Below are 16544 nucleotides of genomic sequence, written 5' to 3' on the forward strand. Positions count from 1 at the left end.
GTCCACCTCCGGCTGCCCGGCTCCGTCGACGTCCCCCGCGCCGGCCAGCGTGGCCCGCCTCCCGGCCCCGGGCAACCGTCCCGGCTCCGCCGGGCACGCGGCGGTGACGCGGCGGTGACGCGCCCTGCGGACGATGGGACGGGCGCATCGGGTCGACGTCGGGGAGGCGAGATGGCGCGGTCGGGGTCGCGAGACGAGGACAACGGGTCCTTCGCGCCCGTCCGGTCCGACCAGTACGAGACCGGGCCCGGCTTCGAGTCGGCGGAGGTCGTGACGGCGGAGCGGACGGACGGGCGCCACCTGCGCCGCGAGCCGTCCGAGGTCCCCGACGCGATCCGCCGGCCGCTGGCCGAGCGCATCCGCGAGCAGGACGGGAGCTGACCGTGGCGGACGTGCGGTTCACCAACTCCCACGGCAGCCGGGTGTTCGTCGCCTACATGCGCCTCGACCACGACTGCGGCTTCTGCGGTGACCCGTGGGACGTCCGCGGGTGGGTCGTCCTGGACCCGGGCGAGACGGAGACGCGGCCGAACGACACGGGCAACCGGTGGTTCTACTACTACGCCGAGGGTGAGGACGGCTCGGTGTGGGCGGGGCCGTTCCCCGCGGAGGTCCGGCAGGCCCGGTTCGACAAGTGCGCGTGCCTCGGCGTCCTGCAGGGCGGCGTCAACCCGTACCACGAGGTGGGCATGCGGCAACTGGACCTCGACCGGTTCGGCGGCGTCACCTTCACCTGACCCCCGACCGGGTCACCGCAGCGACGCGTCCAGCCCGCGGATCAGCTCCCCGGCCCGCCCGCCGCCGGGCGGGGCGGGCGGGTAGCGGCGCAGCACGTCGACCACGACGGGACCGGCGAGGTGCCGCGCCCGCGCGAGGTGGTCGGCAGCGGCGGCGGGATCGTCCCCCGTGGCGAGCTCGAACGCCCGCGCGGCGTGCGCGGCCGCCCCGAGGACGTGCCGGACCTGCGTCGCCTTCGGCAGCGGGTGCAGGAACGCCGCGCCGGCCGCGTCGAGGGCCGCCCGCGCGGCGGCGTCCGCGGTGGCCAGCCCGGCGTCGCGGGCCTCCCGGGCGGCCCGCTGCGCGTCCCACGCGCGGTCCCGGAGCGCCTTCGTCCGCTCCGCGCCGTCGGCGAAGGCCTGCGCGGCGTCGACCGCGGCCCGGGGGCGCGGGTCGCCGGGTCGGTCGCGCTCGAAGAGCGCCAGCGCCGGCCGCGCGCACGCCGCCGCGAAGGCGGCGACCGCGCGCAGCTCGGCCCGGCTCAGCTCGAGCGTCGGACCGTCCGTCACGGGGCGCCTGCTGCCCGGCCGGTCAGCCGACGGGCGCGGTGCGGCCCCGCAGCAGCGCGAGGACCGGGGCGTACAGGCGGGACTTGATCGTGCCGAGGACCGGGCCGGCCTTGCCGGCGTGCGCGGCGGCGAGCTCGACGGCGGCCGAGCGGACGGCGTCCTCGCCGACGGCGGCGTCGACGATCCCCGCGGCGAGCGCGTCGGAGCCGCCGTAGCGGCGTCCGGTGGTCATCGCCACGTGCGCCACCTGCGGGCTGAGCCGGGCCTGGATCAGCGCGGACATGCCGGGGCTGAACGGCAGGTCGATGTCGATCTCCGGCAGGCACCAGAACCCGCGGTCGGCCCGCATGACCCGCTGGTCGTGCGCCAGGGCGAGCATCGCGCCGGCGGCGAACGCGTGGCCCTGCACCGCGGCGACGGAGAAGACGGGGGAGCACAGCACCCGGGCGAACAGCCGCTCGACGGTGCCGAGGTAGGCCTCCCGCTGGTCGGCGTGGTCGAGCAGCCAGGCCAGGTCCAGGCCGTTGGAGAAGAACTTCCCCGTGGCCGCGGTGACCAGCGCGCGCGGCCCGTCGGCGCCCTCGACCTCGTCCAGGGCCGCGTCCACGGCGGCGAGCCAGTCGGGGGAGAAGCGGTTCTCGCCGTCGCCGAGGTCGAGCACGAAGACGTCGTCGTGGCGGTCGAGCGTGGGCACGGGGGCTCCTCGGGTCGGGGGTCAGGAGGGCAGGCCGCAGTCGACGACGGCGGCCACGGCGGCGGCGAGCTGGCTGCGGGTGTGCGGGCGCACCCGCCCGGCGCGGATCTCGGGCAACAGCAGCGCGGTGGGCAGGCGGACGACGCAGGCGGTGACGACGCCGACCGCGGCGCCGTCGTCGCGGCCCCAGACCGTGCGGGCGAGCAGCTGCAGGGTGTCGAGCAGGGCCGTGTCGAGCGCGCGGAGGCCGTCGGCGACCTCCGGGGTGACGGCCTCGGTGAGCACCTCGTCGCGCTGCAGGCGGAACAGCAGCTGCGCGGCCCGCAGCTCCCGCGCGGCCAGCCGGGCCGGGGCGTCGGCAGCGGCCTGCACCGCCCGCCGGCCGTCCCGGCCGGCCTCGGCCACGACCGCCCGCTGCAGGTCGAGGAACTGCCGCGCGCGGCGCAGCCAGGCGGCGCCCACGACGGTCTCCAGCGAGCCGAAGGCGTGGTAGATGCTGCCGTTCGAAGCCCCGGACCGGGCCGCCAGCGCCCGGACGGTCAGCTGCGCGCGGCCCTGCTCCACGAGCAGCTCCTCGGCTGCGTCGAGCACCGCGTCGGGCGCGTGCACGCGGGGCCGGGGCACCGGCGACTCCTCGGGAGCGGTCGTGAGGGACGCCGGAAGCATAGTGGAGCACCTGCTCCAGAAGCGTCCGAGGCCCGTTGGGGCCGGAGGGTGAGCGGCTCTCGCGCGGGGCTGCGCACCGGTGACACAGTGTGCTTGGCCGATCACGAATCGGTCACGAGGGTGCACCGTCTCCTTCCCGGTCCGTGTGCTCTTCGTCACGCTCTGATCACGGAGGAGCACGCCGGAGGTTCCGGGAGCGCTCGCCTCCGCGGAGGAGCGTCATGCCCGGTCCGGTGTCCCGACGACAGGTGCTCCTCGCGGCCCTCGGCACGGGAACGGCTGCGGTCGCGCTCCCGCGGACGGCGGCCGCCGCGCCGGTGGACCTCCTCGGCCCCGGCGGCGCAACCGCGGCCGGGTACGGCGCCGACGAGGCGCTGCGCTGGCTCCAGACCACCTACGACCTCGTGCTCGCCGAGAACCTGAGCCCACCGGCCGCCGCCCGCACCTACGCCCACACGGCGATCGCCATGTACGAGGCCGCCGTCCGAGGGATGCCCGCCCACCGGTCCCTGGGCGGCCAGCTGCGGGACCTGCCGGTTCCCGCCCCGCGCCCACCGGCCGCGCTCGTGGACTGGCCGGCCGCGGTGGTGACGTCGGCCGCGACCGTGCTCCGTCAGGTGCTGCCCTTCGCCGGCGCCGACACCCGGGAGCGGCTGGACGCGGCCGAGGCCGGCGCGCTGCTGCGACGCCGCGCCGCAGGGGTGCCCGAACGGGCACTGGACGCCTCCGTGGTGCACGGGAGGGCGGTGGCAGGGCACCTGGCGCCCTGGATCGCGGCCGACGGGCACGCCGGGACCCTCGGCCGGCCCTACACACCGCCCGCGACCGAGCCGTGGCACTGGGTCTCGACACCGCCCAACTTCCGGCCGGCGGTCGAGCCGTACTGGTCCGAGGTGCGCCCGATGGTCCTCACGAGCGCCGACGAGGTCGAACCCGAGCCGCCCCTGCCCTTCTCGACCGAGCCGGGATCGGCGTTCCACGCCCAGGCGGCGGCGGTCCACCGTCAGTCGGCCGCCAACACCGACGAGCACCGGGCGATCGCCAGGTTCTGGACCGACAACCCCGGCTCGTCCACCCCGCCCGCCGGCACGCCGACCGGTCTGCCGTCCGGCCACTGGATGCTCATCGCCACCCAGGCGCTCGCGCTCCGCGGCGCACGGCTCGACGTCGCCCTCGACACGCTCGCGATGACCGGCGTCGCCCTCCACGAGGCGTTCCTCAACTGCTGGACGTGGAAGTACCGGTACCAGTTGCTCCGGCCGGTCACCTACGTGAACCGGTACATCGACCCGGGCTGGACGACGTACGTCAACAGCCCGCAGTTCCCCGAGCACACGTCGGGACACAGCGTCGCGTCCCCGGCCGCGGCCGCCGTGCTCACCGACCGGCTGGGTGTCTTCCCCTTCACGGACCGGTCGCACGACGTCCGTGGACACGCGCCGCGCACCTTCGCGTCCTTCGCCGACGCAGCCCGGGAAGCCGCGGACTCACGGCTCTACGGCGGCATCCACTTCCCGCACGCCATCGAGGCGGGCCTCGCCCAGGGTGCGCAGGTCGGCGCACTGGTCCTGCGGCGGATCCGCACCCGCCGCTAGACCCGCCGTCCCGATCCGGGGCGCCCGCCGGGCGTCCTGCCCTCCCGCACGGCCCGCCCGTGCACTACCGAGAGAAGGTCTGCGTGTCCGCCTCCACCCTGCGCCGTCTGGGGACGGTCGCCGTCTCCACGGCGGCCCTCGCCGTCGTCGCCCCGTCGCCCGCACTGGCCGGCGACCTCTTCTTCTCCAAGAGCTCGGGCACCACGGCCTCCGTCACGTGGCTCGAGGTCGGGGAACTACCGGAGGCCGCGAACGCCCCGGGCAACGCGCACTTCGGCGACCTCTTCGTCGACGACCTGGGCGGCGGCCGGGCCTCGGTCTTCGGCTCCGTGCACGACGTGCAGTGCGACGACGGGGTGACGCCCTACCTGCCCGGTGGCGGGCACGGCGAGCCGGCGCCCGAGGACGGCCCCTGCCGCCTCCTCGGCATCCGCTTCGTCGACGGCGGGCAGGTCACCTTCACCATCGACCGGAAGTTCACGACGGCGACCCTCACCGGGACGCTGGCGGTGGGCAGCGGGCACGGGGAGACCCCGGCCTCCGCGCCGCCGGTGTCCATCACCTGGACCGGCGTGGGGGACATCTACAGCGAACGGCAGAGCGGCACGTTCGTGGACGAGTACGGGACCTACCGCTACCGGTACGACTTCACCGGGCGGGACGCCGCCGTCGCGCCGGGCAGCAGGATCGGGCCGATGGTCTTCGACGACGAGGCCGGTGAGCACTCCGACTCGCGGATCGGCAGGTACCGCTCGTCGGACCGCCAGCGCTCCTGAGCCGGCCGCGTGCCGGGCCGTTGCCAGCGGCCCGGCACGCGGCACCGCCGTGAGGACGGCGCGGGGAGGCCGACTCACCGCCCCGCCCGGACCCCCGCCAGGAAGCGCTCGACGACGGCCGTCCACCACTCGCGGGCCGCGCCGTTCGCCTCGAGCGTGGGCAACCCGACCTGGGTCGCCACGAGCGACGCCGTCCCGTCCTTCTTCGGCTCGCTGGTGACCACCACCGACGAGCCGTCGGTGGTCCTCGTCCGCCACGTGGCGCGCCGGTCGGTGCCGCTCACCCGCACCTCGCCGCCGCCGACGACCTGCTGCACGGCCGCGTCCCCGTCGGCGAAGGACCGCCACCGCTCCATCAGCTCACGCATGCCGAGCGGCGTCGACCGGCTCACGCTGGTCTGGAAGGTGCCGTCGGACCGCTGCCCCGGGATCCGCCGGCCGATGTGCTGCTCGTAGGCGACGGTCACCGACTGGGTCCACCAGCCGCGCTGCTCGACGGTGTCGCCGAGCTCGTCGTAGACCCGCAGCGCGATCTGCCGGTGGTCGAGCTGCGGGGCCCCGATCGCGTCCATGAAGCGCAGCCAGTCGTCCCACGACCGCTTCGTGGCCCGCTCGACCGGCCCGATGCGGGGGTTCGTCGCCATCCCCGGACCGTAGCGAGGGGATCCGACGCCGCCGGGTGCGCGCCCGGTGTCGACCCGGTGCGGCCTGCGGGAGGCCGAGACGACGTCAGGTCGACACCGGACGCGCCGGAGCCGACCCCGCCGCGGGCACGATGGCGGGCATGCCCCGGCTGCTCGTCGTCCACCACACCCCCTCGCCCAACCTGCAGGCGGTGCTGGAGGCGGTGCGCGAGGGCGCGGCGATGGTCGAGGAGGTCGAGCTCGAGGTGCGCCCGGCGCTCTCGGCCGGGCCGGCCGACCTGCTCGCCGCCGACGGCGTGCTGCTCGGCACCCCCGCCAACATCGGCTACATGAGCGGAGCGCTCAAGCACTTCTTCGACACCGTCTACTACCCCTGCCTCGACGCCACGGTCGGCCTGCCCTACGGCGTGTACGTGCACGGCGGCGACGACACCGCCGGGGCGCTGAAGTCCATCGGCACGATCGCCGGGGCGCTGCGGTGGAAGCAGGTCGCCGCCCCCCTGTCGCTCACCGGGCCACCCACCGAGGACGACCTCGAGGCCGCCCGGGAACTCGCCGCCACCGTCGCGGTGAGCCTGTAGCCGCCCGCGGTCCTAGCCTGCGGGGGGTGAGCACCCGACTGGTCGTCATCGGCGGCGACGCCGCCGGAGGCAGCGCGGCGTCCCAGGCCAAGAAGCGGCGTCCCGACCTCGACGTCGTCCTGTTCGAGCGCGGCCGCGCCACGTCCTACTCCGCCTGCGGCATCCCGTACTGGATCTCCGGCGCCGTCGAGCACGAGTCCGACCTGGTCGCGCGCACCCCCGAGCAGCACCGCGCCAACGGCCTCGACGTCCGGATGCGCACCGAGGTCGTCGGCATCGACACCGACAAGGGCGTCGTGCACTGGCACGACCTCGACGCCGGCACCGAGGGCACCGAGCCCTACGACGAGCTGGTGTACGCCACCGGCAGCGTGCCGATGCGCCCGCCGGTCGAGGGCATCGACGCCGACGGCGTCTACGGCGTCCAGGTGCTCGACGACGGCGTCGCGCTGCGGGCCGAGCTCGACAGCGGCCGGGTGCGGCGGGTGGTCGTCGTCGGCGGCGGCTACATCGGGCTGGAGATCGCCGAGGCGTGCAGGGAGCGCGGTCTCGACGTCACCGTCGTCGACCGCTCGGCCACGCCGGTGGGCACCTTCGACCCCGACGTCGGCCGGTTCATCGCCGACGCCGTCCGGGAGGAGGGCGTCGACCTGGTGCTCTCCGACGGCGTCGCGGCGATCGACGTCGGCCCCGACGGGCGGGCCCGCGCGGTGGTGACCGCCAGCGGCCGGGAGCTGCCCGCCGACCTCGTCGTCCTCGGCCTGGGCGTGCGCCCCAACGTGCGGCTGGCCCAGGAGGCCGGCATCCCGCTGGGCACCTCCGGCGGCATCGCCGTCGACGCGCGGATGCGCACCGAGGTGCCGGGCGTGTGGGCGGCCGGCGACTGCGTGGAGTCGGTGCACCGGCTCTCCGGGCAGCGGATCGTCGTGGCGCTGGGCACGCACGCCAACAAGCAGGGCCGGGTGGCCGGCATCAACATCGGCGGCGGGTACGCCACCTTCCCCGGCGTCATCGGGACGGCGATCACCCGCACCTGCTCCATCGAGGCCGCCCGCACCGGGCTGGCCGAACACGAGGCGGAGGCGGCCGGCTACGAGTTCCTGACCGCCGCCGTCGACTCCACCACCAAGGCCGGCTACTTCCCGGGCGCCAAGCCCATCCGGGTCAAGATGACCGCCGAGCGGCGCACCGGGCGGCTGCTCGGCGCCCAGATCGTCGGCAAGGAGGCCGCCGGCAAGCGGATCGACGCCCTCGCCATCTGCATCTGGAACGAGATGACCGTCGACGAGATCCTGTCGCTGGACCTGTCCTACGCCCCGCCGTTCGCCCCGGTCTGGGACCCGGTGCTCATCGCCGCCCGCAAGGCGTCGGAGGCGGTGGAGGCCGACCTGCGCTCCTGCTGACCCGGGTCGTCACCCGATGACGAACCGCGGGTACGCGCCGTGTCGGGAACGCCCGGGCGGGACCGGGTCCCTTGACGGCCGGTGCCCCTCGGCGGACCGTCCCGGTCCCGGGCGGGCTCCCGGCCCGCCCCCGTCCCGGGGGAGGGACGTCATGCCCCGTCTCGTGCCGGAGTTCGACTACCACGCCGACGTCGAGCCCCACCCGGTCGGGCCCGGGCCCTTCGGGAACCGCCTCGAGGGCACCATCACCGCCGGGGAGATGTCCGGTGAGCGCCTGAAGGCCACGGTGGTCGGCGGCGGCGCCGACTGGCTGCTGGTCGGTCCCGACGGGTTCGCCCGGCTCGACGTGCGCACCACGGTGCGGACGGTGGACGGCGCCCACGTCTACGTCCAGTACACCGGGATCTGGGAGATGACCCCGGCCGTGCTCGCGCTGATGGACGGCGGGGACACCCCCACCCAGTTCGGCGAGGGCTACTTCATCACCACCCCGCGCCTGGAGACCGGTGACGAGCGCTACGCGTGGGTGAACCAGACGGTGTTCGTGGCCGAGGGTCGCCTGGTGCCCGGGCCCCGGGTCGAGTACCGGGTCTACCGGGTCGCCCCGGGGGACGCGGCGCCCTAGGCGAGCGACCTAGGCGAGCACGGTGGCCATCCGCTCGACGATCGCGGCGAGCACCGGCTCGGGCGTGGCCAGGTCCATCCGCACCGCGCCCCGGCCGGCGGCACCGCACCGGGCGCCGTCGACGACGGCCACGCCGGCCCGCTCGAGCAGCAGGTCACCGGGCCCGTCGAGGGGGAACCCCTCCAGCCAGGCGAGGTAGGTGCCCTCGGGCGGGCGGTAGCGGACGCCGGGCAGCGAGGCCGCGACGAGATCGGCGAGCAGCCGGCGGTGCCGGTCGAGGACGGCGAGGGTCTCGTCGAGCCAGGCGACGCCGTCGCGGTAGGCGGCGGCGTTGGCCACCGCGCCGAGGGTGGAGGCGCCGTGCTCGACCGGGTGGCCGACCTGCGCCCACAGCCGCGCGTCGGCGTCGTTGCTCAGCACCAGCTGCGCGCACTTGAGGCCGGCGAGGTCCCACGCCTTCGACGCGCTGGTGGCGGTGATCGCGTGCCCGGCCGGCACGTCGCCGAGCGAGGCGTAGGGCACGTGCCGGTGGCCGGGGAAGACCAGCGGGGCGTGCACCTCGTCGGCGAACACCCGCCCGCCGTGCCGGTCGACGACCTCGGCGACGGCGAGCATCTCGGCCGGCTCGAGCACCCGGCCGATCGGGTTGTGCGGGTTGCACAGCACCAGCAGGTGCCCGCCGGCGCGGAAGGCGGCGTCGAGCGCGTCGAGGTCGTAGACGTACCGGTCGCCGTCGGAGGCCATCGGCACCTCGAGCACCTCCCGGCCCAGCGCCGGCGGCACCTCGAGGAAGGGCATGTACGCCGGCGTCGGCAGCACCACCGGCGAGCCCGGCCGGGACAGGTGGGTGATCGCCGCCGACAGCCCGGCCAGCACGTCCGGCAGCGGCCGCACCCGCTCCGGCGGCACTCCCCAGCCGTAGCGGTCGCGGGCGAAGCCGGCGAACGCGGCGGCCACGTCGTCGGCCAGCCAGTCGGGCAGGTAACCGAACAGCCCCCGGGCCACCGCGTCCTGCAGCGCCCGGGTGACCTCCGGCGCCGTCCCGAGGTCGGACTCGGCCACCCACGCGCCCAGCGCCTCCGGGTGGCGGGTCCACTTCAGGCTCCCGCGCCGCCGCAGGCCGGCCACCAGGGTGTCCACGGGGTCGTCGACGTCGCTCGTCACGGTGGCGATCCTGCCCGGGCCCGCCGGGGTGGCGCGCGGGCTGGGAGGGTGCCTCCCGTGGACCTGCTGGTGGTGGCCAACCGCAACGCCGGGAGCGCCGACGAGGAGCGCCTGACCCGCGCGCTGGACGTGCTGCGCGCCGGCGCCGCCGTCGAGGTGGCGGTGACCGCCGACGCCGCCGACCTCGACCGGGTGGTCGCCGACCGCGCAGGCCGCCGGCTGGTCGTGGCCGGCGGCGACGGGTCGGTGCACGCGGTCGTGGCCGCACTCGACCGCGCCGGGGCGCTCGACCCCGCCGACCCGCTGGGGGTCGTGCCCCTGGGCACCGGCAACGACCTCGCCGGCGCCCTCGGCGTGCCCGACGACCCCGCCGGCGCCGCGCGGTGCGTCCTCGACGGCGACCCGCGCCGGCTGGACCTGCTGCTCGACGACGCCGGCGGCGTGGTGGTCAACGCCGTGCACGCCGGCATCGGGGTGCGCGCCGCGGACGAGGCCGCGGGACTCAAGGAGCGGTTCGGCGCGCTGGCCTATCCGATCGGGGCCGCGGTCGCCGGGCTCGCCGGGGCCGAGCAGCGGCTGCGGGTCACCGTCGACGGCGCCGTCGTCACCTCCCCCGCCGGCTGGGCGGCCGACGGCGGCACGCCGCTGCTCATGGTCGGCGTCTGCAACGGCCCCACCATCGGCGGCGGGACGGCGCTGGCCCCCGGTGCCGACCCCGGCGACGGGCTGGCCGACCTCGTGGTCAGCGCGGCCACCGGTCCGGCCGCCCGCGCCGCCTACGCGCTGGCGCTGACCACCGGGCGGCACGTCGACCGCGACGACGTCGTCCACGTCCGGGGCCGCGAGGTGGCCGTGTCCGGGGAGCCGGTGGCCCTCGACGCCGATGGCGACCTGCTGCCGCCGGTGCCGGCGCGCACCTGGCGGCTGGCCGCCGGCGCCTGGTCGGTGGTCCTCCCGCGCCCGGGGTCAGGCGGCCGGTGACCAGCCCAGCAGCGGGCCGAGGCGGGTGGCGACGTCGGTGAGGATCTGCTCGTAGTCGGCCTCGGCGAAGCTGAAGGGCAGCGCGAAGACCACCTCGGAGACCTCGCGGAAGCCCTCGTGCGCGTACAGCGCCTCGGTGATCTGCTCGCTGGTGCCCAGCAGGTCGGCGGCGAACAGCAGCCGCGCCGGGCCCTGCGGGCTGCCGGTCCGCGGCGTGCGGGCCGCGACGTAGGCGGCGTAGCGCTCGCGCTGCGCGGGCGTCGCGCCGTCGGTGGGGATGACGACCAGCCCCTGGGACACCCGGCCGGTGCCGCCGGCGGCCCGGTAGGCGCGGATCTGCCCGGCCTGGATGGCGGCGAAGTCGGTGCGGTCGTCCTCGGCCCGCACCACGCTGCTGGTCAGCAGGTTGGTGCCCGCGCGCCCGGCCCACTGCGCCGAGCGGGTGCTGCCCCCGCCGTACCACATCCGGCCGCGCAGCCCGGGGGAGTGCGGCTGCACCCGGTCCGACCACTCCTCGACGACGCCCTCGCGCCCGGAGAACGTCGCGGCCGGCTCGCCCGCGACGAACCGCAGCAGCCGCTCGACCCGGGTGTGGGTGAAGTCCTCGGCGTCGGCGGTGTCCGGGTAGAGCGCGCCCTTCACGTCGTCCCAGTGCATCGGCGGCCCGACGCTCACGCCGGGGTGCAGCCGCCCGCCGGAGAGCACGTCGACGGTGGCGAGGTCCTCGGCCAGCCGCAGCGGGTTCTCCCACGCCAACGGGGTGACGGCGGTGCCGAGCGCGATCCGCGACGTCCGCTGGGTCAGCGCCGCCAGCACGGCGACCGGGGAGGAGATGCCGTACTGCAGGTGTCGGTGGCGCAGCCAGGCGCTGTCGAGACCGAGCCGCTCGCCGAGCTCGACCATCCGCAGCGTGGCCTCGTGGCCGCCCCGGGGGTCGGCGGGGTCGAAGGTGCCGATGGTGAGGAAGCCGAGGTGCTCGAGCGGGGTGCCGGGGGCGGGCATGACGACGATCCTGCCCGCCCCCGGCGCCCGGTTCAGTAACCGACGGGCTTGGCGGGGGTCACCACCCAGTCGGTGAAGAAGCCGTCGAGCTCCCGCCCGCTGACCTCCTCGGCCAGCGCGACGAAGTCCGCCGTGGTCACCGTGCTGTCGGCGTTCTCGGTCGCCCAGCGCTCCAGCAGCACGAAGAACGCCTCGTCCCCGATCAGGTTCCGCAGGGCGTGCAGGGTGGCCGCGCCGCGGTCGTACACCGCGCCGGCGAACAGGCCGGTGGCCCCCGGGTCGCTGACGACCACCGACCAGAACGCGTCGTCGGCCGGGGTGGCGTACACCGCCTCGTACTGCTGCTGCGCGGTCTGGCGGCCCTGCCGCTCGGACCAGAGCCACTCGGCGTAGGTGGCGAAGCCCTCGTTGAGCCAGATGTCGCGCCAGCTCGCGGGCGTCACGCTGTCGCCGAGCCACTGGTGGGCCAGCTCGTGGGCCACGGTGCCCTCGCTGGCCTGCCGCGAGTACACCGGGCGCGTCTGGGTCTCCAGGGCGTAACCGACGGTGTCGTCGTCGACGATGGCCCCGAAGGACGTGAACGGGTAGGGCCCGAACAGGTCGTCGAAGTAGTCGATCATCGCCGGCTGGAGCGCCAGGCTCGCCTCGGTGGTGGCCCGCCGGGTCGCGTTCAGCCCGGTCTCGACGTAGTTCAGGATCGGCAGCCCGTTGGGGCCGACCTGGGTGGTGGCGGTGTAGTCGCCGATCGACGCCGTCGCCAGGTAGCTGGCCATCGGGTCGGTGGCGCGCCAGGTGAACGTGGTGCGGCCGTCCGTGGTCACCGGCTGGCCCACCGGCTCGCCGTTGGCGATCGCCGTCTTGCCCTGGGGCACGGTGATCCGGAAGTCGTACGTGGCCTTGTCCGACGGGACGTCGTTGACCGGGAACCAGGTCGGTGCGCCCTCGGGCTGGTTGGCGACCAGGACGCCGTCGGCGAAGGTCACCCAGCCGTAGAGCGAGCCCTCGAGGTCGGTGGGCCGCCCCGGGTAGCCGGAGTAGACGACGGTGACCTCGTGCGTGGTGCCGGCCTTCAGCTTCGGCGCGGCCTGCACGACCAGCTCGCCGCCGAGGCCGTCCTCGCCCGGCGGCAGCTGCTGGTAGCGGGCCGGCTTGCCGTCGACCAGCACCGAGGACACCGTCAGCCGGCGCAGGTCGAGGGAGAAGCTCGCCAGGTCGGCGGTGGCGGTGAGGGTGACGACGGCGGTGCCGTCGAGCCGGCTCTGGTCGGGCGTCGCCCCGGGGAACCAGGACAGGCCGAGGTCGTAGTGCTGCACGTCGTAGCCGCCGTTGCCCGCGGCCGGGAAGTACGGGTCGCCCCCGGAGGTGCTGCCGTCGGTGTAGCGGGGGGTGCCCGGCGCGCCGGGGGCGGCGGCGGCCGGGCCCGCTGCGGCGACGAGGGCGGCCGCCGCGACGAGCACGGCGGTGGTGCGGGCTGTCCGGGGTGTGCGCACGGATCTCCTCCTCCGCCGGCCCACCGTGGGCCGGCCCGGACACCGTAGGGCCAGGTCACGGATCCGTCACGGGCCGGTTCCGCCGCGGACCGCCGCCGGGGACCTGGCACCGGTGCGAGCCACGCCACTACCGTCGTCCGGCACGACGGCCGGCCCGCGCGGGTGCTGCCCGACGGCGTCCGGTGCGGCGGCCGGTCCCCGACACCCGCCCAGGAGGAACCGTGACGACGACGTCCGAGCCGACGACCGGCACCGCCACCCCGCAGCCCGGCCGGCTGGGGGACCCGGCCGCCGAGTACCGCACCGACGACCGCGCCGACCGCCGGCTGCGCGAGGCCCTCGCCCGGTACGGCCTCGACGCCCCCGCCGCGCCGCCCCCCTTCCCGCGCCACGCCCCGCTGGAGGACCGGCTGGCCTTCGTCCGCGGCGCCCACGACGCCTTCGAGCAGCTCTACGCCGCGGTCGCGGCGGAGGAGACCCACCGCGACGACGTCACCCGCACCACGCACACCGCCCCGGGCCGGGAGGGCACCGGGATCCCGCTGTACGTCTTCCGGCCGGCCGGCACCGAGGGGCGGCCGCTGCCCGGGCTGGTCTACCTCCACGGCGGCGGCATGACCATCCTCGACTGCGCCAACCGCCTGCACACCCGCTGGTGCGAGGACCTGGCCGCCACCGGGCTGGTCGTCGTCGCCGTCGACTTCCGCAACGCCGTGAGCACCGACGGCCACGCCCCCTTCCCGGCCGGGCTGCACGACTGCGCCGACGCGCTCACCTGGCTCGACGCCCACCGCGACGAGATCGGCGCGACCTCGCTGGTGCTGCAGGGGGAGTCCGGCGGGGCGAACCTGTGCCTGGCCTCGGCGCTGCTGGCCAAGCGGGAGGGCCGGCTGGCAGCGATCGCCGGGGTCTACGCGATGGTCCCCTACATCTCCGGCGGCTACGGCTGGGACGACGACGCCAAGCGCGCCGAGCTGCCCTCACTGGTCGAGAACGAGGGCTGGTTCCTCAACACCCTGATGATGGACCTGCTGGTGTCGGCCTACGACCCGGCCGACGAGCACCGCCGCGACCCGCTGGCCTGGCCGTACTTCGCCACCGTCGAGGACCTGACCGGGATGCCGCCGCACGTGGTCACGGTCAACGAGCTCGACCCGCTGCGCGACGAGGGCATCGCCTACTACCGCCGGCTGCAGGCGGCCGGCGTGCGCGCGACCGGGCGGGTGAACCTGGGGCTCACGCACGCCGGCGAGCTGATCTTCAAGACCGCCGTCGGGGACGTCTACGACGCGACGATCGCCGACATCTGCCGGTTCGCCCGGAGCCTCGCGCCGGCCGGGTAGCCCGCCCGGCCGTCAGCGGGGGAGGCGGCCCAGCAGGTGGAACTCCGGGTTGGGCGGGATCGCGGCGAAGTGGGCCAGCCGGTTGGACAGCGCGAAGAAGGCGGTGATCGCGCCGACGTCCCACACGTCGTCCTCCGACAGGCCCGCGGCGCGCAGCCGGTCGAGGTCGGCGGCGCCCACCGCGGCCGGGTCGGTGGCCAGCCGCACGGCGACGTCGAGCACGGTGTGCACCCGCTCGGACAGCGGCGCCTTGCGCCAGTCGACGGCGACGAGGTCGGCCAGCAGCGGGTCGCGGGTGCGGATGCGCGCGATCGCCCCGTGCGCGACGACGCAGTAGGCGCAGTCGTTGGCCGCGCTGGTGGCCACCACGATCAGTTCGCGCTCGCCGGTGGACAGGCCCGGGGTGTCCTTGTCCATGAGCGCGTCGTGCATGGTGAAGAAGGCGCGCGCCTCCTCCGGGCGCCAGGCCAGCGCGGCGAAGACGTGCGGCAGGAACCCCGAGCGCTCCTGCACGTCGGCGTAGCGCTCGGCGAGGTCGGCCGGCAGGCCGGCGGGGTCGGCGAGGGGGAAGCGGCTGATCGGGGTCTGCTCGGCGGTCACCGGACCAGCCTGCCGCGTTCAGCCGTCGACGACGACCCGGTCCCGGCCGGCCCGCTTGGCGTGGTAGAGGCGGGCGTCGGCGAGACCGAGCAGCTGCGCCGGCGTCCGGTCGGGCACCTCGGCGGTGCTCGCCGCGCCGACGCTCACCGTCACCGGCAGCCCGTGGGTCAGCCCGTCCCACGGGTGCGCGGCGACCGCGCGGCGCACCGCCTCCAGGTGGGCGGCCGCGGCGCCGGCGTCGACGCCGGGCAGGACGAGGAGGAACTCCTCGCCGCCCAGCCGTGCGGCGAACGAGCCCGCGCCGCCCGGGGCGGCGGTCTCCTGCAGCAGCGTGGCCACCGCGCGCAGCACCTCGTCCCCGACGGCGTGCGAGCAGGTGTCGTTGACCCGCTTGAAGTGGTCGAGGTCCAGCAGCGCCACCCACACCCGGCCGGTGCCGTCGGCGAGCAGCCGGGGCAGCTCCTCGTCGACGTAGCGGCGGTTGTAGAGGCCGGTGAGCGGGTCGCGCAGCGACAGCTCGCGCCAGCGGCGGCTCTGCCGGCGCGCCTCGGTGGTCTCGTACACCGCCTGCAGCGCGCGGGCGCGGGCCTCGCGCTGCGCCGACTGCAGCTCCACCAGCTCGGCGACGTAGCGCTTGTGCTCCTCGAACGCCGCCCGGTGGTCACCCCGGGCGGCGTGCAGCTCGGCCTGCTCGGCGCGGGCGCGCACCCGGATCGAGGTCAGGCCGTGCAGGTCGCAGCGCCGGACGCACTCGGCCAGGGTGTCCTGCGCACGGTCGACCTCGCCGCGACGGCGCTGCACCTCGGCCAGGGTGAGCAGGAAGTCCGCGCCGGCGTCGCCGTCGGAGGAGGTGTCCAGCACCTCGGGCGCGAGGCCGAGCCGCAGCGCCGCCTCGGCCTCGACCAGCCGGTCGGCGCCCATCAGCGCGCGGGCGACGGTGTCGAGGTCGCCGACGTCGAGCGGCCTGCCGTGCGCCCGCGCGAGCTGCTGCAGCCGCTCGCTGTACACCAGCGCGTCGTCGAACCGACCGGCCAGGGTGTCGGTGTAGGCGCGGTTGTTGAGGATGCGCAGCTGCCGGTCGACGTCGCCGAGCTCCTCGGCCAGCCGCAGCACGGCGGTGTAGCGCTCGGGTGCCGCGGGGTCGCGGGCCAGGCCCAGGACGTCGGCGAGCCGCACCAGGTGGTCGATGCGCAGCGCCGGCAGGGCGGTCTCGTCGAGCAGGTCGATCGAGGAGACGGCGTGCTCCAGCGCCCCGGCCAGGTCGCCGACCTCCTGGAGGACGGCGGTGAGCACGAAGGAGCTGCGGGCCAGCAGGTACCGGTCGCGGGTCTCGCTGGCCCAGCGGTGCACCTCGGAGGCGGTCCGGCCGGCCTCGGCGACGGCGCCCCGGCGGCGCTGCAGGTCGGCACGGACCAGCCGGGCGCGCTGCTCGAGGTCGGGCCGGCCGAGCGCGCGGGCGGCCTCGGCGGCGGCCTCGGCGCGCTCCGGCGCGGACCCGGTGGCGAAGCGGGAGAGGGTCTCCAGCTCGTCGAGGGTCGCCTGCAGCGCGGTGACCGCACCCGCCGGAGGTCCCGGGTCCCCTCCGGGGACGGCGTCCTGCTCGACGGCGAGACCGGTCACGGCCGTCCCATCGGCCGTGCCGTCGGCGCCCGTGAGCCCTGCCGGGCCGGCTCCACTCCTCCGGGTGAGCACCG

18 protein-coding genes are annotated in these 16544 nt (G+C 76.1%); 9 read left to right on the top strand and 9 right to left on the bottom strand.

The features are described 5' to 3' along the window. Window positions 1-171: 171 nt before the first annotated feature. Together CHC04_RS24530 and CHC04_RS24055 are read left to right on the top strand one after the other, a co-directional pair. Complete coding sequence (locus CHC04_RS24530) at window positions 172-381, top strand: hypothetical protein (RefSeq protein WP_217897259.1); 210 nt, start codon at window positions 172-174, stop codon at window positions 379-381. Between the two features lie 2 nt (window positions 382-383). Then, on the top strand, window positions 384-737 hold the full coding sequence (locus CHC04_RS24055) for a DUF1036 domain-containing protein (RefSeq protein WP_176449904.1): 354 nt from the start codon (window positions 384-386) through the stop codon (window positions 735-737). A 12-nt stretch (window positions 738-749) separates the two neighbouring features. Here CHC04_RS24055 and CHC04_RS08535 read toward each other — a convergent pair whose 3' ends face one another. The 3 genes from CHC04_RS08535 to CHC04_RS08545 are packed head-to-tail and all read right to left on the bottom strand — an operon-like array spanning window position 750 to window position 2604. Continuing rightward, a complete protein-coding gene (locus tag CHC04_RS08535) occupies window positions 750-1286 on the bottom strand; it encodes a putative immunity protein (protein ID WP_089403506.1) in 537 nt (178 codons plus the stop codon). 22 nt (window positions 1287-1308) lie between these two features. Continuing rightward, window positions 1309-1980: an enoyl-CoA hydratase-related protein gene (locus CHC04_RS08540; RefSeq protein ID WP_089403507.1), complete on the bottom strand. Its 672-nt coding sequence runs from the start codon at window positions 1978-1980 to the stop codon at window positions 1309-1311. 21 nt (window positions 1981-2001) lie between these two features. Beyond that, the gene (locus CHC04_RS08545; protein WP_089403508.1) at window positions 2002-2604 is read right to left on the bottom strand and encodes a TetR/AcrR family transcriptional regulator; all 603 of its coding nucleotides are present in this window, start codon (window positions 2602-2604) and stop codon (window positions 2002-2004) included. 263 nt (window positions 2605-2867) lie between these two features. Here CHC04_RS08545 and CHC04_RS08550 point away from each other — a divergent pair, with 263 nt between their 5' ends. Both CHC04_RS08550 and CHC04_RS08555 read left to right on the top strand, forming a co-directional pair. Then, on the top strand, window positions 2868-4241 hold the full coding sequence (locus CHC04_RS08550; protein ID WP_141233740.1) for a vanadium-dependent haloperoxidase: 1374 nt from the start codon (window positions 2868-2870) through the stop codon (window positions 4239-4241). 83 nt (window positions 4242-4324) lie between these two features. Further along, window positions 4325-5017 (top strand): hypothetical protein, encoded by a 693-nt coding sequence (locus CHC04_RS08555; protein WP_089403510.1) that lies wholly within the window; start codon window positions 4325-4327, stop codon window positions 5015-5017. A gap of 74 nt (window positions 5018-5091) precedes the next feature. Here CHC04_RS08555 and CHC04_RS08560 read toward each other — a convergent pair whose 3' ends face one another. Beyond that, complete coding sequence (locus tag CHC04_RS08560) at window positions 5092-5661, bottom strand: hypothetical protein (protein ID WP_089403511.1); 570 nt, start codon at window positions 5659-5661, stop codon at window positions 5092-5094. Window positions 5662-5801: 140 nt separating this feature from the next. On the opposite strand from CHC04_RS08560, the gene CHC04_RS08565 reads away from it, so the two are divergent. The 3 genes from CHC04_RS08565 (at window position 5802) to CHC04_RS08575 (ending at window position 8270) form a co-directional block, all read left to right on the top strand. Then, window positions 5802-6242 (top strand): flavodoxin family protein, encoded by a 441-nt coding sequence (locus tag CHC04_RS08565; protein WP_089403512.1) that lies wholly within the window; start codon window positions 5802-5804, stop codon window positions 6240-6242. 26 nt (window positions 6243-6268) lie between these two features. Next, window positions 6269-7645 (top strand): FAD-dependent oxidoreductase, encoded by a 1377-nt coding sequence (locus CHC04_RS08570; RefSeq protein WP_089403513.1) that lies wholly within the window; start codon window positions 6269-6271, stop codon window positions 7643-7645. Between the two features lie 151 nt (window positions 7646-7796). Beyond that, a complete protein-coding gene (locus CHC04_RS08575) occupies window positions 7797-8270 on the top strand; it encodes a DUF3237 domain-containing protein (RefSeq protein ID WP_089403514.1) in 474 nt (157 codons plus the stop codon). 9 nt (window positions 8271-8279) lie between these two features. On the opposite strand, the gene CHC04_RS08580 is transcribed toward CHC04_RS08575, so the two are convergent. After that, a complete protein-coding gene (locus tag CHC04_RS08580; RefSeq protein WP_217897260.1) occupies window positions 8280-9434 on the bottom strand; it encodes a MalY/PatB family protein in 1155 nt (384 codons plus the stop codon). A gap of 57 nt (window positions 9435-9491) precedes the next feature. Here CHC04_RS08580 and CHC04_RS08585 point away from each other — a divergent pair, with 57 nt between their 5' ends. After that, entirely contained in the window at window positions 9492-10415 is a 924-nt protein-coding gene (locus tag CHC04_RS08585; protein ID WP_245817075.1) for a diacylglycerol/lipid kinase family protein, read from the top strand. On the opposite strand, the gene CHC04_RS08590 is transcribed toward CHC04_RS08585, so the two are convergent. Beyond that, window positions 10401-11417 (bottom strand): LLM class flavin-dependent oxidoreductase, encoded by a 1017-nt coding sequence (locus CHC04_RS08590; protein WP_089403516.1) that lies wholly within the window; start codon window positions 11415-11417, stop codon window positions 10401-10403. The two genes, CHC04_RS08585 and CHC04_RS08590, sit on opposite strands and share 15 nt — an antisense overlap. 32 nt (window positions 11418-11449) lie before the next feature. Then, entirely contained in the window at window positions 11450-12907 is a 1458-nt protein-coding gene (locus tag CHC04_RS08595; protein ID WP_089403517.1) for a M1 family metallopeptidase, read from the bottom strand. Window positions 12908-13128: 221 nt separating this feature from the next. Between CHC04_RS08595 and CHC04_RS08600 the strand changes: the two genes are divergently transcribed. Then, complete coding sequence (locus tag CHC04_RS08600) at window positions 13129-14250, top strand: alpha/beta hydrolase fold domain-containing protein (RefSeq protein WP_089403518.1); 1122 nt, start codon at window positions 13129-13131, stop codon at window positions 14248-14250. Window positions 14251-14262: 12 nt separating this feature from the next. Here the strand turns inward: CHC04_RS08600 and CHC04_RS08605 are convergent, their stop codons facing one another. Then, window positions 14263-14850, bottom strand: a complete 588-nt coding sequence (locus CHC04_RS08605; RefSeq protein WP_089403519.1) for a peroxidase-related enzyme — start codon at window positions 14848-14850, stop codon at window positions 14263-14265. 18 nt (window positions 14851-14868) lie between these two features. Further along, window positions 14869-16470, bottom strand: a complete 1602-nt coding sequence (locus tag CHC04_RS08610; RefSeq protein ID WP_089403520.1) for a GGDEF domain-containing protein — start codon at window positions 16468-16470, stop codon at window positions 14869-14871. Window positions 16471-16544 lie beyond the last annotated feature (74 nt).

The sequence above is a fragment of the Geodermatophilus saharensis genome, from assembly GCF_900188205.1.
In the GTDB taxonomy this organism is placed as follows: Bacteria; Actinomycetota; Actinomycetes; order Mycobacteriales; family Geodermatophilaceae; genus Geodermatophilus; species Geodermatophilus saharensis.